This is a genomic window from Kribbella sp. NPDC051587 (assembly GCF_044453945.1).
In the GTDB taxonomy this organism is placed as follows: domain Bacteria; phylum Actinomycetota; class Actinomycetes; order Propionibacteriales; family Kribbellaceae; genus Kribbella.
Map to the genome: position 1 here is coordinate 217,862 of NZ_JBITDE010000013.1, position 14,715 is coordinate 232,576.

The 14,715-nt window shown below is 67.6% G+C and carries 10 protein-coding genes; 4 read left to right on the top strand and 6 right to left on the bottom strand.

Annotation, left to right across the window (positions count from 1 at the left end; all coding sequences use genetic code 11):
- Nucleotides 1-73 precede the first annotated feature (73 nt).
- Both ACIA49_RS34590 and ACIA49_RS34595 read left to right on the top strand, forming a co-directional pair.
- Complete coding sequence (locus ACIA49_RS34590) at nucleotides 74-1,264, top strand: ROK family protein (protein WP_396382321.1); 1,191 nt, start codon at nucleotides 74-76, stop codon at nucleotides 1,262-1,264.
- A gap of 186 nt (nucleotides 1,265-1,450) precedes the next feature.
- Complete coding sequence (locus tag ACIA49_RS34595; RefSeq protein WP_396382322.1) at nucleotides 1,451-4,249, top strand: glycoside hydrolase family 3 C-terminal domain-containing protein; 2,799 nt, start codon at nucleotides 1,451-1,453, stop codon at nucleotides 4,247-4,249.
- Here the strand turns inward: ACIA49_RS34595 and yicI are convergent.
- Entirely contained in the window at nucleotides 4,242-6,464 is a 2,223-nt protein-coding gene (gene yicI / locus ACIA49_RS34600; RefSeq protein ID WP_396382323.1) for an alpha-xylosidase, read from the bottom strand. The genes ACIA49_RS34595 and yicI overlap by 8 nt on opposite strands.
- 140 nt (nucleotides 6,465-6,604) lie before the next feature.
- Between yicI and ACIA49_RS34605 the strand changes: the two genes are divergently transcribed.
- Entirely contained in the window at nucleotides 6,605-8,098 is a 1,494-nt protein-coding gene (locus ACIA49_RS34605; protein ID WP_396382324.1) for an alpha-N-arabinofuranosidase, read from the top strand.
- Between the two features lie 84 nt (nucleotides 8,099-8,182).
- Here the strand turns inward: ACIA49_RS34605 and ACIA49_RS34610 are convergent, their stop codons facing one another.
- A complete protein-coding gene (locus ACIA49_RS34610; RefSeq protein ID WP_396382326.1) occupies nucleotides 8,183-10,063 on the bottom strand; it encodes a hypothetical protein in 1,881 nt (626 codons plus the stop codon).
- A 39-nt stretch (nucleotides 10,064-10,102) separates the two neighbouring features.
- Nucleotides 10,103-10,483 carry a winged helix-turn-helix transcriptional regulator gene (locus ACIA49_RS34615; RefSeq protein ID WP_396382327.1) on the bottom strand — a complete coding sequence of 127 codons (381 nt, stop codon included), beginning with the start codon at nucleotides 10,481-10,483 and terminating at the stop codon, nucleotides 10,103-10,105.
- Nucleotides 10,484-10,590: 107 nt separating this feature from the next.
- On the opposite strand from ACIA49_RS34615, the gene ACIA49_RS34620 reads away from it, so the two are divergent.
- Nucleotides 10,591-11,472, top strand: coding sequence for an NAD(P)-dependent oxidoreductase (locus ACIA49_RS34620; protein WP_396382328.1), 882 nt, complete (start codon nucleotides 10,591-10,593; stop codon nucleotides 11,470-11,472).
- 18 nt (nucleotides 11,473-11,490) lie between these two features.
- On the opposite strand, the gene ACIA49_RS34625 is transcribed toward ACIA49_RS34620, so the two are convergent.
- The 3 genes from ACIA49_RS34625 to ACIA49_RS34635 all read right to left on the bottom strand — a co-directional run bounded on the left by ACIA49_RS34625 (nucleotide 11,491) and on the right by ACIA49_RS34635 (nucleotide 14,704).
- A complete protein-coding gene (locus tag ACIA49_RS34625) occupies nucleotides 11,491-12,330 on the bottom strand; it encodes a chitosanase (RefSeq protein WP_396382329.1) in 840 nt (279 codons plus the stop codon).
- A 146-nt stretch (nucleotides 12,331-12,476) separates the two neighbouring features.
- A complete protein-coding gene (locus ACIA49_RS34630; protein WP_396382330.1) occupies nucleotides 12,477-13,895 on the bottom strand; it encodes an amidase in 1,419 nt (472 codons plus the stop codon).
- Nucleotides 13,896-13,903: 8 nt separating this feature from the next.
- Nucleotides 13,904-14,704, bottom strand: coding sequence for an SDR family NAD(P)-dependent oxidoreductase (locus ACIA49_RS34635; RefSeq protein WP_396382332.1), 801 nt, complete (start codon nucleotides 14,702-14,704; stop codon nucleotides 13,904-13,906).
- Between the last annotated feature and the right edge of the window lie 11 nt (nucleotides 14,705-14,715).

Sequence of the window (14,715 nt, forward strand, 5' to 3'; positions counted from 1 at the left end):
CCGCCACAAGATGCCAGACTGAAGACCACCCAGACCGGCGAACCACCGCCCCTCGACTCCGAACGGACACACGTTGAGCTCACTCACCGCCGACTACAGCGATGTCCGCGCCACCAACCTGTCCGCGGTCCTGGGGTTCCTGCGGGCCAACGCCCCCTGCTCGCGCGCCGCCATCGCCGGTGGCACCGGCCTGAACAAGGCGACCATCACCAACATCGTCGGCGACCTGATCGACCGTCGGCTGATCCGCGAGACCGAGCAGACCCAGAACCGGGTCGGCCGACCGGCCACGCTGCTCGAGCTCGACGGGTCGGCGTATGCCGCGATCGGGATGGAGATCAGTGCCCGCGGCCTGACCGCGATCGCCTACGACCTCGCCGGTGACCAGATCCTGCGCTGGCACCGATCAGGCCCGGGACGTGGCGCAGGGCCGGACAAGACCCTCACCGCGACGAGCGCGCTGGCCCGCCGGGCGATCGCGGCGGTCGAGGCAACCGGCCGGCAGATCCTCGGACTGACCGTCGGAGTTCCCGGACTCGTCGATCGCGACGGCACCGTCGTACTGGCTGCCGGTCTCGGCTGGCGCGACTACGCCCTGAAGCCACGGCTGCTGGACGCATTGAACAAGCCCACGTTCCCCGTAGCCGTCGACAACGACGCGAACCTCAGCGCGCTGGCCGAGTATCGCTATGGCCCGTTCGCAGGCACGAACAACCTGATCCAGATCTCCGGAGACACCGGCCTCGGGGCCGGAGTCATCGTCGACGGCCGTGCCTTGCAGGGCAACCTCGGGTACGTCGGCGAGGTCGGCCATCTGCGGGTCGCGCCGGACGGACCGCTCTGCGGTTGCGGTCGCCGGGGCTGCCTGGAGGCGATGGCCGGCATCCCCGCCCTGGTACGCCGACTGCACGACGACTCGGATCTCGATGACCTCCAGCTCGCGGTCGAGCAGATCGTGACCCGGGCCGGTGCCGGTGACAGCGAGACGGTGAAGGCACTCCTCGAGACCGGCAGCTGGCTGGGTCAGGGGGTGGCGATGCTGGCGAACGTTCTCAATCCCGCCTTGATCGTGCTCGGCGGCTACTACGCGACCCTCGGCGACTGGCTGCTGCCCGCGGTCCAGAGGGAACTGGCCGAGCAGGCGCTGGCACCGCAGGCCGGCGGCTGCACGGTCGAACTGTCGACCTTCGGACACGACATCACCGCGATCGGCGCCGTGGCCAGGTCCCTCGACCAGCTCGACGCCGGCCGCATCCCCGGCTGATCCACCCGCGAAAGCGTGCTTGACAGGTCGCTTCGCTCCAGGCTTTCGCCTCGACCGCCGCCCGGATCTTGACCGGGCCGCCGTGGAGTGCGACCCTTCCAGAACTGTCGAAGCGCTTCGACGCTCGTCGGAACGCACTGTTCCGACCGCCGTCGGCAGCCACCGAACGCCCGGAGACGACAACCGATGACCCAGCCAGACGACGTGTTCCGCGATCCGCAGCGCCCCGTGGCCGACCGGGTCGCCGACCTGCTGGCCCGCCTTGAACCGGCCGAGAAGCTCGGGCTTCTCCATCAGCATCAGGCGGCCGTTCCGCGCCTGGGAGTGGGCCCCTTCCGGACCGGGACGGAGGCTTTGCACGGGGTCGCCTGGCTCGGCCCGGCCACTGTCTTCCCGCAGGCCGTCGGCCTTGCGACCAGCTGGAACACCGAGCTGCTGCACGCGGTCGGCGTCGCGGTCGGCTCCGAGGTGCGTGCCTTTCACGCCAAGGATCCGGCCGCCGTCGGGCTGAACGTCTGGGCGCCCGTCGTGAACCCGCTGCGGGATCCCCGCTGGGGCCGCAACGAGGAGGGCTACAGCGAGGATCCCTGGCTGACTGGTGAGCTCGCGATCGCGTTCGGCTCCGGACTGGCCGGCGACGGTTCCGGACCGTTGCGGACGGCACCGACCCTCAAGCATTTCCTTGCCTACAACAACGAAACCGATCGCTGCACGACCTCGAGCAGCATGCCCGCCCGGGTTCTGCGGGAGTACGAGTTGCCGGCCTTCGAAGCGCCACTGCGGGCCGGTGCGGCGGTGGCCGTGATGCCGTCGTACAACCTTGTCAACGGCCGGCCGGCGCACCTGAGTCCGCTGATCAACGACGTCCTGCGGGGCTGGTCCGATCAGGACGTGCTGGTGGTCAGCGATGCGGGCGCACCGGCGAACCTCTTCGGCCTTCAGGAATACTGCGCTGACGGAGCGATCGCCTACGCCGCCGCACTCCGCGCGGGGGTCGACAGCTTCACCCAGGACGACAACGACGCCGGTCCGAGCACGCGGCTCCTCGAAGAGGCGCTGGAACGTGGCCTGATCACTCAGCAGGACGTCGATCGCGCGGCCGCACGCGCGTTGACGCTCCGGTTCCGGCTCGGCGAGTTCGACCCGGCTGGAGACTCCGCGACAGAACCGGACATCGTCGGGTGTCAGGCCCATCGGGACCTGGCCCGGCAGGCGGCTCGGCAGTCCTTCGTTCTCCTCAAGAACGAAGACCTCCTGCCACTACAGACCGACGTACGGCGGATCGCGGTGCTCGGGCCGTTGGCCGACACCCTCCAGGAGGACTGGTATTCGGGCACGCTGCCCTATCAGGTGACGGCCGTGCAGGCGCTGACCGAGCGCCTCGGCCCCGACGCGGTCGAGTACTGCGAAGGTGCTGATCGAGTGCAGATCGGTACGGCGGGGATGTCGCTCGAAGCAACTGCGGACGGTGTCGTCGGCGTGGCCAGATCGAGCGCTGGATTCGACCTGTTCGATTGGGGTGGTGGCGTCTGCACCCTGCGCTCAGTCCGAACCGGGCGCTACCTGACGGTGACCGACGACGGCACCCTGCGCGCCGATCACCCCGGCCCCAACAGCTGGGTGGTCAACGAGACCTTCGAACTCATTCTGGTCGAGGAGGGCAAGTGCCTGCTTCGGCATCACACCAGCGGTCGGTACGTCACGGCACACGACGACGGGCGGATCGACGTCACGGCGGATGAGCCTTTCGTGTTCGACTTCACCCGAGTCGCGGACGGCGCCGTACTGGCTGCCGCGGCTGCTGCTCGCGCCGACGTCGCAGTGGTTGTCGTCGGCAACCACCCGTTGGTGAACGGGCGTGAGACCGAGGACCGGATCAGTCTGGAACTGCCGGCCGGACAGGAGCGGTTGGTTCGCGCCGTCCAGGCCGGGAACGCCCGGACGGTCCTGGTGATGTCGAGCAGCTACCCGTTCTCGGTCGGGTGGGCCGATCGCGACCTGCCCGCGGTCGTCTGGTCGGCGCACGGCGGCCAGGAGTACGGCCACGCGCTCGCCGACGTGTTGTTCGGAGTCGTCGATCCCGCCGGCCGGCTGCCGCAGACGTGGTACCGGTCCGAGGCGGATCTGCCCGATCTCCTCGACTACGACATCATCACCAGTGACGCCACGTACCAGTACTTCCGTGGCAGCCCCCTCTACCCCTTCGGCCACGGACTCAGCTACACCACCTTCGCGTACGGCGATCTGGAGGTCGACTCGCCCGCGGTCGCCAAGGACGGTTTGGTGCACGTGACCTGCACGGTGACCAACACCGGCCTCCGGCCAGGGCATGAAGTCGTTCAGCTGTACACCCATCAGCAGAACTCACGCATCAAGCAACCGTTGCGCCGTCTCCGCGCTGTCTGCCACCTCGACCTCGCTCCTGGCGAGTCGGCGCAGGCCAAGCTGGCGGTCCCGGTCGCCGACCTCGCGATCTGGGACGTGACGACGGATCAGTACTGGATCGAGCCGGCCCGGCACAGCATCCTGATCGGACGGTCCTGCACCGACATCCGGCTCAGTGCGCCGATCGACGTCCTGGGTGATCCGATCCCGGACCGCGGCTTGGCCGCTCCCCTACCGGCGGCGTCGTTCGACGAGTACAGCGGTGTCACGCTGTCCGATGCCGGGCCCAGCCACGGCGACGCCGTACGGTCGGAGCACCCAGGGGCGTGGCTTGCGTTCGCAGATACCGATTTCGGCAACAGCCTTTCGGCATGCCAGGTCTCTGTAGCTAGCGGACTCTCCAAGCCGGCAACGATCGAGCTCCGGCTCGACGACCCGTACCACGGTCCGGTCCTGGGCAGCGTTGAGATCCACCCGACCGGTCATCGGCACAGCTGGACGCAACTCACTACCTCGCTGGTCCCCGGCTCCGGCGTGCACACGCTGTACGTCGTGTTCTCCGAAGCCGGGGTATTCCTGCGGGAGCTGACCTTCAGCTGACGACGTTGACGGTGAAGTGGTCGCAGTTGCCTTCAGCAACTGTGGCCACCGGCCGGCCGTCGGTCAGGGTCAGCTCCACCACAGCCGCGGTACCGCCGCCGGGCCGCGGCAACCGGATCCGGCGGACGTCCCCGTCCGTCGGCTGGTACCAGCGCAGCTCGACGCCGTCGGCCCACTCGTACTCCGGACGGTCGTCGACCGCACCGATCGGCAGGATCGCACCTTCGCGCACGTAGACCGGCAAGGTATCGAAGCCGTGCTGCTGGGTGAACCACCTCGCCCCGCTGACCGCCGTACCGTCGAGCAGGCTCGTCCATCGCCCCTCTGGCAGGTAGAACGTCACCGCGCCGGCGGCGCTCAGCACCGGCGCGACGAGGATGTCGGGGCCGAGCATGTACTGGCGATCGAGGTGGCTGACGGCGGGATCATCCGGGAACTCCAGCACCATCGGCCGCATCATCGGCGTACCGGACTGATGCGCTTGTTCGGCGACCTCCGCGAGGTACGGCATCAGTGACAGCTTGAGTTGGGTGAAGCGGCGCAGGACTGCCACCGCCTCGTCGTCGAAGGCCCACGGCACCCGGTACGAACCCGAGCCGTGCAGGCGTGAGTGCGAGGACAGCAAGCCGAACGGCACCCAGCGCTTGAAGACCGCAGGGTCTGGCGTCCCTTCGAATCCACCGATGTCGTGGCTCCAGTAGCCGAAGCCGGACGACGCCAGCGACAGGCCGCCGCGCAGTGACTCGGCCATCGCCTCGAACGTCGACTCGCAGTCACCGCCCCAATGAACCGGGAACTGCTGACCGCCGGCCGTGGCGGACCGGGCGAACAGGACAGCCTCACCGTCGCCACGGTTCTCCCGCAGCAGGTCGAAGACAGCTTGGTTGTAGAGGTGCGGGTAGTAGTTGTGCATGCGCTCCGGATCGGAACCGTCGTACCAGCTGACGTCCGTCGGGATCCGCTCACCGAAGTCGGTCTTGAAACAGTCCACTCCGAGATCGATGAGTGCCTGCAGCTTCGAACGGAACCAGGCCGTCGCGACCGGATTCGTGAAGTCCACGATCGCCATACCGGCCTGCCATTTGTCCCACTGCCAGACCGAACCGTCAGGGCGCTTGAGCAGGTAGCCGTGCTCGCGTCCCTCCTCGAACAGCACCGACCGCTGGGCGATGTAGGGATTGATCCACAAGCTCACCCGCAGGCCGCGCTCCTTGAGCCGCTGGACCATCCCGGCCGGATCCGGGAAGGCGATCGGGTCCCAGACGAAATCGCACCAGTGGAACTGCCGCATCCAGAAGCAGTCGAAGTGGAAGACGCTCAACGGCAGATCCCGCTCGGCCATCCCGTCGACGAACGACGCGACCGTGGGCTCGTTGTAGTCGGTGGTGAACGACGTCGACAACCACAACCCCATCGACCAGGCCGGCACCCGTGCCGGTCGGCCGCTCAGGCCCGTGTAGCGGCGCAGGACGTCTTTCGGCGTCGGGCCGGCGAAGACGAGGTACCGCAGTTCTTGGCCTTCGACGCTGAACTGGTTGCGCGACACGACCTCCGAGCCGACCTCGAACGACACGTGCGCCGGAGTGTCCACGAGTACGCCGTACCCTCGGCTGCTCGTGTAGAACGGCACGTTCTTGTACGCCTGCTCGCTGGACGTACCGCCGTCGGCGTTCCAGATGTCGACGACCTGGCCGTTCTTCACCAACGGGCCGAATCGTTCACCGAGTCCGTAGATGCTCTCCCCCACGCCCAGCGCCAGCTGCTCGTGCAGGAACTGCCGGCCGTCCGCGTCGGTGATCAGCCCGATGCTTCTCGCACCGGAGCCGGTCAGCTCACCCTGTCCGTCCTCGAAACGAAGGTCCCACGGCCCGTCGAGCGCCAGTACGGCGGTCAGGTCTCCGCTGGTGAGTCGTGCGGTCGTGCCGTCCACCTCGACCTTGACCGGGTGCAGGTCGTCGGTCTGCAACTCGAAGGCCGGCCGGGCCGGGACACCGCCGGCGTGGTGCACGATCAGGACTCCGATCACACCCTCCGCGGGCGCGTCGAGGGTCACCGTGAACAGCGGCTGGTTCAGCGTGTCGCCCCGGCGGTCGATGCGCCGTGCGGGCGCGAAAGCGGTCAGTGAACGCTCCCCTGTCTCCACACTCTCGACACCGGCGGGAGACAGTCGGCTCACTCCGGGCCGCAACTGCCAGTAACCATCGGTGAACTTCATCAGCGGCCTTCCCGTCGGATTGTCGAAGCGCTTCGACGAATGTAGGTGCGCGTTCGATCGAGGGTCAAGAGCGGGCCGGACGGTGGAATTGTTTATCGATATACTTGGCGCGCTCACAGCATCGACCGGAGGACTGACTTGTGACCACCACGCGCGCGGTTGTCGACCTTGACCTGCCCGGAGCCCGGATCAGCCGCCATCTCTACGGGCACTTCGCCGAGCACCTCGGGCGCTGCATCTACGGCGGGTTCTGGGTCGGCGAGGACTCGGCGATCCCGAACGTCCGCGGTATCCGGACCGATGTCGTCGAGGCGCTGCGCGCGCTGCGGATTCCGAACCTGCGCTGGCCGGGCGGCTGCTTCGCCGACGAGTACCACTGGCGCGACGGGGTCGGCCCGCGCGACCAGCGGCCGACGATGGTCAACACGCACTGGGGCAATGTTGTCGAGGACAACAGCTTCGGCACGCACGAGTTCCTCGACCTCTGCGAACTACTCGGGGCCGATCCTTACATCAGCGGCAACGTCGGCTCGGGTTCGGTCCGCGAGATGCGCGAGTGGGTCGACTACCTGACAGGTGTCGGTGCGTCCCCGATGACGGACCTGCGTCGTGCCAACGGCCGGGACGAGCCATGGCGGATCCCGTTCTGGGGTGTGGGCAACGAGTCCTGGGGATGCGGCGGCAACATGCGCGCCGAGGCGTACGCCGACCTGGCGCGGCAGTACGCGACCTACTGCCGCGACCACGGCGACAACAAGCTCTACCGGGTCGCGGCCGGCGCGAACTCCGACGACTACGCGTGGACCGAGACGCTGATGCGCACGATCGGCGGCTGCGGCAAGGGACCGCTGCAGGCGATCTCGTTGCACTACTACACGATCGCCGGCGACTGGGAGAACAAGGGCCACGCCACCGACTTCACCCTCGACGAGTACTACGCGACCCTGGCGAAGGCCGGCACGATCGACGAACTGCTCCGCCGGCACTCGACGGTGATGGACATGTTCGACCCGTGCGGCAAGGTCGGCCTCGTCCTCGACGAGTGGGGCACCTGGTGGAACGTTGCCGAGGGCACCAATCCTGGCTTCCTGTACCAGCAGAACACCATCCGGGACGCGCTGGTCGCGAGCCTGCACTTCGACACCTTCCACCGGCATGCCGCACGACTGACGATGGCCAATATCGCGCAGACCGTCAACGTCCTGCAGGCGATGATCCTCACCGATCCGGACACCGGCGCGCTGGTGCGGACCCCGACGTACCACGTCTTCGAGATGAACACGGGCCACCATGACGCCGACAGCCTGGCGGTTCATCTCCTTGACGCTCCCAGCCGCGACGGCCTCGGCATGCTCTCCGCGTCGGCCTCGACCAAGGACGACACCGCGCTGATCTCCCTGTCGAACCTGGACGCCGAGCAGTCTCAGTCGGTGGTCCTTGATCTTCGCGGCCGGCAGGTGTCCGGTCACACCGCCCGCATCTTGTCCGCCAAGACGCCACAGGCTCACAACGACCCGGCCAACCCGGACGCCGTTGTCCCACAGGCGTTCCGGGACGTCACTCCGCACCCGGCCGGTCTGGCCTTGGAACTGCCGCCCCACTCGTATGTCACCGTCTCGCTCTCGTTGAGCTAGTACGCCGCTCGCCGGGGGTGAGTTAGTACGGCGCTCGCGGGGGCTTGAACAAGATCCGGTGGCCGTGAACAGGGCATTCCTTGTTCACGGCCCCTGGCGGATGTGCGCACCCCCGAGTTGTGGCGTGGTCCCGCAGAGGTAGAGGTCGCCGGTGGTCGGGTCCGCGGCGAGTTGTGGGGAGTTGTGCCACTCACTCGCCAGGCCGGTGAGGATCGTTGATGTCTTCAGATCCGGCTCGATCAGGAGGACTGCGTCTTCGGTCGCGAGGTACAGGCGATCGCCGGTGGACAGCAGTCGGCCCGGCTCGGTCGCGTCCACGTGTTCGAGCGCGACGAGACTCCGGGTTTCGGGTGCGGCAGCGAACAGGCGGCCGTCGCGAGTGACGCCGTACAGGAGGTTGTGGTGCCAGGTCAGGCTCGTGTACTGCGTGACCTCGTCGAGCGGCTGCCAGGTCCAGAGGAGGCGTCGTTCGACGAGATCGAACGCGGCGATCATCGCGTTCTCGCTTCGCCGTGGTAGCCCGTCGGCAATCGTTTCGCTGCCGATGATCACCGTTCGGGCGTCGCTGGGATCGAGCGCGAGCGACGAGAGAGCGTTATCTCCGAGGAGATCGTCGTACCGTTGGATCGCGCCGGTCGCCGTCGTGACGACGGCGAGTGCCCCGCCGCGATGGCCGTACTGATTGCGGGTGGCGACCAGGACGTGGTCGTGGTCGGGCGACCAGGCGATGTCACGAGGGCGGTTCGACAGGCCACCGATCTTCCCGACCTGGGTGATCTGCTGGGCCTCGGGGTCGTAGCGGCAGATGCCGGCGCCGGGATACAGCGCGAGGTAGGCGGCGTCACCGGTCGAGATCATCGCCTTGGGTTCGCCGTCGACCACGAACCGGCGCATGGTTCGCTCGGTCGGGCGATGGACGCAAAGGCCGAAGTTGCCGCCGACAAGGATCTCGTTTTGTAGTGTGCAGAGCGATTGCGGCGGCTCGACGTGGGCGGGGAGCCCTTGCTGACCGAGGTCGACGACGGTCGCGCTCTGGCCTGACCAGCGCCAGAACTGGCCGCCGCCGGAGATTCCGCACACGCCGTCGGGGTCGACCATGAGGCTCCGGGTCTCTTGACCGGGCAGCGGCGTACAGACCTGATCGAGTTGCTGCGTGACGGTGTCGTAGCGGAAGAGGGAACCGCTCGGCCTGGCGGTGCACCAGACGACGTGACCGTCGATGGCGAGCGTGTCGATCGTTCGTTCGTGGGTTTCGGCGACCTGTTGCTTCAGCGCTGCCTGGCGGTCGATGACGATCAACAGCCCGCCGGGTTCGGTGCCTAGAGCAATGAGCTCATCGGTGACTGCGAGGGCGTAGACGAAGTCTTCGGTGGCCAGTTCGGGGATCGGTAGGCGCTGCGTCTCGCCCGTGGCCGGGTCCATGGTGAGAAGACTTGCTGGGCAACCGGTGCCGATGTGAATCAGCGGGTTCTCCGGGCTGGCCGCGAGCGCCCGGACATAGGTTGCTGATGGCAACGGCGAGCCCAGGTCCCGGACATCGCCTGTGGCCTCGTCGAGCTCGAATACCTTTCCGCCGGGATAGGTACCGGCGTACAGCCGCTGGCCGGGGCCGAAGGCCAGCGGGAAGACGAACTCCTCCTCGCCGAGCCGGCCGAAGGTGGTGACGGCGCCGGAGAGCGGATCCCAGCGGTACACGTGGGCCGTTGGATAGGTGCCGACGAACACCGCTGTGTCGGAGGTGGCAATCCCCCAGCCGCCATGACCGTTCGGCAGGCTCACTCGCCGTCGTACGGAGGGTTCGCCGTGCAGCTCGATCTCGGCCACGGCGCATGGGGCGAGGCCGCGGGTGACGACGTACCGGCTGGCTGTGTTGTCGTTGGTGGCGCCGGTAAGCGGAGTGCCGGTGACGGCCGGGCCGAGCGGCGTGACGGTGCGGTTGGCCGGCTCGAAACGATAGAGGTCCATCCTTGTCACTCCAGCGTTCGGTGATCGGATGAGCCTAGATCAGGGGCGGGGCATCGCCGCGGCGTCGTCATGTTCGACCATCGGGATTCCCTGGCTGCGGATCCGGGCCGAGCCCCAGCGACCGAGCGGTGCGAGGGCGCCGTTGAGCGCGCGGCCGTCGTCGGTGAGCGAATACTCCACCCGCGGCGGGACCTCGGCGTACACGGTCCTGATCACCAGGCCGTCGTGCTCCATCTCGCGCAGGTGCTGGGTCAGCATCTTCTCGCTCACTCCGGGGAGCCCGCGCCGCAGCTCGGCGAACCGGCGGATGCCGTGCGCGTCGAGCTCCCAGAGGATGAGGCCCTTCCACTTGCCGCTGACGACATCGAGCGCCGCGTCGATGCCGCAGATGTACGGGCCTTGCCGGGTCGACTTGGTCATCCGAACCCCACCCACCAAAAAGTAAGTACCGCAGAAAATAGTGCGTACTTCCGGAATCCTAAGCGTCAGCTGAGCATGGTGCTACCACCGAACAACCAAGGAGCCTCATGCCCCGCACTCCAGTCACGCTCATCGGCCTCGGCCCCATGGGACAGGCCATGGTCCGCACGCTGCTCGCGGCCGGGCATCCGGTGACCGTCTGGAACCGGACCGCGTCCCGTGCCGCCGGAGTCGTTGCCGACGGCGCCGTTCTCGCTTCGAGCCCGGAGAGCGCTCTCGCGGCCGGCGACCTCGTGATCCTCAGCCTCACCGACTACCAGGCCATGTACGACGTACTGGAGCCTGCCGCCGGTTCGTTGACCGGCCGCACCATCGTCAACCTCAGCTCTGATACCCCCGATCGCACGCGCTCGGCTGCGGAGTGGGCGGCCAGTCATGGTGCGACGTTCCTGACCGGCGGCGTGATGATCCCCGCGCCGATGGTCGGCACCGATCAGGCGTACGTCTACTACAGCGGACCTCGGGCGGTCTTCGAGAAACACCGGGGAGCGCTCTCTCTGATCGGCGCCCCGCGGTATCTGGGCGAGGATCCGGGCCTGGCACAGCTGATGTACCAGGCTCAGCTCGACGTCTTCCTGACCACGCTTTCGTCGCTGATGCACGCAACAGCACTACTCGGTACGGCGGGACTGACCGCGGCCGAGGCTGTGCCGGAGCTCCTCCAGTCGGTCCGCGGTATCCCGGACATGCTGACCGCTGGTGCCGAGAACCTTGGCGCGGACATCGATGCCGGCAAGCATCCTGGAGACCTGAGCACGATCACCATGATGGGCGCGACCGCCGACCACATCGTCGGTGCGAGTGCGGCGGCCGGTATCGACGTCGCGCTTCCCGAGGCGGTGCGGGCGCACTACCTCCGTGCGATCGAGGATGGGCACGGAGGCGACAACTGGACCCGCATCATCGACGGAATCCGCAGTCCGCGCTAGTGACCCTGGGCGCTGTGGTCAGGAGATGTGGAACGGCTGGCCGTAGACATGCCAGTCGAGCGGCGTGTTGAGGTTGAGGTTGCCGTTGTCGAGGAAGACCCGCTGGGCGGTGTCGATCCGGCTGGTGTCTTCGTGCGCCGGCTCCTGCTTCATCGCCCACACCCGCTCGTCGAGGAACGCGTTCAGATAGGTGGTCTCGTCTCCACCATCGGCCGGGGTGGCCGCGCGGGCCTTCGCCCGGTTGCGGATCGAGCTGAACGTGGTGGGATCGCTCCCGTCGCCGTGCACCACCAGCGCGTCGTAGTAGATGAATTGGCCGAGCGTGCCGACGCCGTCCGAGTTGCCGCGCTGCACGGCCGGATTGAAGTAGACCCGGTCCCGCTCGTCGTTCTGGGCCTGCTGGAACGCCTGGTCCTGCGCAGCCTCCTCCCACGCCTGCGGATAGCCGTCGAGTCCCTCGAGCGAGTCGCTGCCGTTCACTGCGCGCAGCGCGGGGAGGTAGCCGGCCAACGGGTTGCCGGGCTTGCGGTTCGTGTAGAGCTCGACCAACTCGAGCATGTCGCCGGTTCCCGAGGTGAAGCCGATGATCCCGCCGGTGTACCCGCGGCCGTCGTGGATGTCCTCGATGTACTTGTACTGCGCTCGCCAGTCCAGGGACGAGTTCTCCGCACTGGACACGAGTTGCATGGCGATGTCCTTCTTGGCCGGATCGTCCAGGCCGGCAAGGGCCGCGGCGCCGTTCACCGAAGTGGATGATGCATTGGGCAACGAGGTGGACTCGAAGACGTTGGTAGCGGTGAGGCCGGTGGCCAGCAGAGCGATGGCAGCGAAGGCCGCGGATACGGGGCGGGTGCGCACTGGAGTCTCCCTGTGAGAGCGGTTTCATTATCTAACAGGAAGGTTTCCTATCAGATAACGGTCAGTGCTGACCAGAGCTCGATCTGTAGTGATCGCCGGCGGCAGCGGGCCGTGCGCTGGGAGAGCGCTATCCAAATTCGCCAGGTTCAGGAGTTGCCGGCGGAACCCCGGGTCGGCCAGGGATGGTGATCGGAGAGAGCGCTATCTGCGTACTCGGCGAGGGCCAGCGCGGTCATGTCATGGTGATGCGGTACGGCGAGTTGGGCGCCGATGGGGAGACCGCTCGTGGACCAACCAGCGTTCAAGGTGGTCGCCGGGTGGGCGGACATGTTGTAGGGCACGGTGAAGGCAATGTGTTCGAAAGGCTTCGCCGGGTCGTCGGTGGGATAGGCGAGTTCGGCCGGGAACGCGGTGATCGGGGCGACCGGGGACAGAATGACGTCGTACGCCGTGAAGACCGTGGTGACGGCGGCGGCCATCGCGCCCATCTGGCTGTAGCCGTTGAAGACGTCGGAGCCGGTCAGTTCGCCTGCGGTGGAGACCCAGTCTCGGATCTGCGGGAGAACCTTTGCTCGGCGTTCCTCGGGCAGGGCCGCGATATCGGTGGCGGAGCGGATCCGCCAGAACCGGTCGAGGCCGTCGAGCATCTCGCGGGTGATGATCGGGCCGATCGGTTCGACGATCGCGCCGGCCTTCTCGAAGACGGCGGCGACCGCAGAGACGGCGGCAGCGACCTCGGGATCGACCGGGAGGCCTAGTCCGGCATCCAGCAAGAGAGCAACGCGGAGAGCGCTCCCTCGCGTTCTCGACGCGTTCTTGAAGATCTCGGCGTACGTCGCGTTGTCCGGTGCCAGCGGGTACGACGTGTGGTCGCGCGGGTCGTAGCCCGACAGCACCGACAGGGCCAAAGCTGCGTCGGCCGCAGTACGGGTGAGCGGGCCGATCGCCCTTCCTGGGTAGGGATTTCCGACCGCGATCCGGCCATGGGTGGGTTTGAGTCCGACGAGGCCGCACCATCCGGCCGGGAGACGGATCGAGCCACCGATGTCGGTACCGATATGGATCGGGCCATACCCCGCCGCCGCGGCAGCTGCGGCTCCGGCGCTCGAACCGCCAGCGGTCTTCGAGACGTCCCAGGGGTTGCGGGTCAGATGGTGGAAGGTCGAGACACCGGACGAGAGCATCCCGTACTCCGGCATGGTCGTCTTGCTGAAGATGACCGCGCCGGCCTCGCGCAGGCGGGCGGGCGCGGGCGCGTCTTCGGCAGCGGGAATGAGTTCAGTGGCGGCGGTCCCTTGTGGGACTGGGGTTCCGCGGGTGGCGATGTTCTCTTTGACAGTGACCGGTACGCCGTCCAGCCGGCCGGCCGTGCCATCACGCCAACGGCCCTCGGACTCGCGGGCCGCGGCGCGAGCGCCGGCCGGGTCGAGAGCGTAGGTCGCGCAGATGCTCGGTTCGAGTTCGTCGACCCGGGCGAGTACGTCCTCGATCACCTCGACGGGCGACAGAGAGCGCTCTCGGTAGCGGATCAGCAGCTCGGTCGCGGTCAGGTCGGCGAGACTCATAGTCGCTCCTAGTTCGGGGGATCGAAGCGGCCGTCGACTGCGGTCCAGCCACCGTCGACGGCGAGGACGCTGCCCGTGACGAAGCTGGCGGCATCGGAGGCCAGGTAGACGACGGCGCCGGCGAGTTCACTCGGTTGAGCCCACCGGGAGAGCGCTCCCTTCTGGGCATACGCGTCGTACCAGGCTGGATTGGCCTTGATCTGCGCGGTGAGCGGGGTCTCGACGACGCCGGGGGCGATCGCGTTGGCACGGACTCCGGCCGGGCCGAGTTCGGCGGCGGCAGTGCGGAGGAGTTGGACGAGACCGGCCTTGGTGGCCGCATAGACGGATTGCCCGGGCTCGACCGTCGTACCGCGGATGGAGCTGAAGCCGATGATGCTGCCGCTCCCCCGCTCGGCCATCTGTTGGCCGAAGGCACGGATCAGCTGGAACGACGCCCGCAGGTTGAGCGAGACGACGCGGTCGAACTCGTCCATGGTGTAGTCGAGAATCCGCTTCCGCACGTTGGTCGCGGCGGTGAACACCAGGACGTCGACGGGATCGAGCTCCGCGACGGCTCGGGTGATCGCGTCGTCGTCAAGGACATCCAGCTGGTACGCCGAGATGTGCGGCGTACCGAGTTCGCCGGCGACGGTGAGGTCCCGGGTCGACGCAGTTGACTCGGCCGCCGCGAGATCGCGGTCCGCGCAGGTGACCTGGGCACCGTGGGCGGAGAGGGCTAGAGCGCTCTCTCGGCCGATTCCGCTGCCGGCGCCGATCACCAGCGCATGCTTGCCGTCGAGGCGGAAGAGGTTCGCGTAGTCCGTCATAGCCGGTTCAC

Coding starts and splice junctions, on each gene's coding strand:
- ACIA49_RS34595 (WP_396382322.1), top strand. CDS start 1,451: ATGACCCAGCCAGACGACGTGTTCCGCGATCCGCAGCGCCCCGTGGCC.
- yicI (WP_396382323.1), bottom strand. CDS start 6,464: ATGAAGTTCACCGATGGTTACTGGCAGTTGCGGCCCGGAGTGAGCCGA.
- ACIA49_RS34610 (WP_396382326.1), bottom strand. CDS start 10,063: ATGGACCTCTATCGTTTCGAGCCGGCCAACCGCACCGTCACGCCGCTC.
- ACIA49_RS34615 (WP_396382327.1), bottom strand. CDS start 10,483: ATGACCAAGTCGACCCGGCAAGGCCCGTACATCTGCGGCATCGACGCG.
- ACIA49_RS34620 (WP_396382328.1), top strand. CDS start 10,591: ATGCCCCGCACTCCAGTCACGCTCATCGGCCTCGGCCCCATGGGACAG.
- ACIA49_RS34630 (WP_396382330.1), bottom strand. CDS start 13,895: ATGAGTCTCGCCGACCTGACCGCGACCGAGCTGCTGATCCGCTACCGA.
- ACIA49_RS34635 (WP_396382332.1), bottom strand. CDS start 14,704: ATGACGGACTACGCGAACCTCTTCCGCCTCGACGGCAAGCATGCGCTG.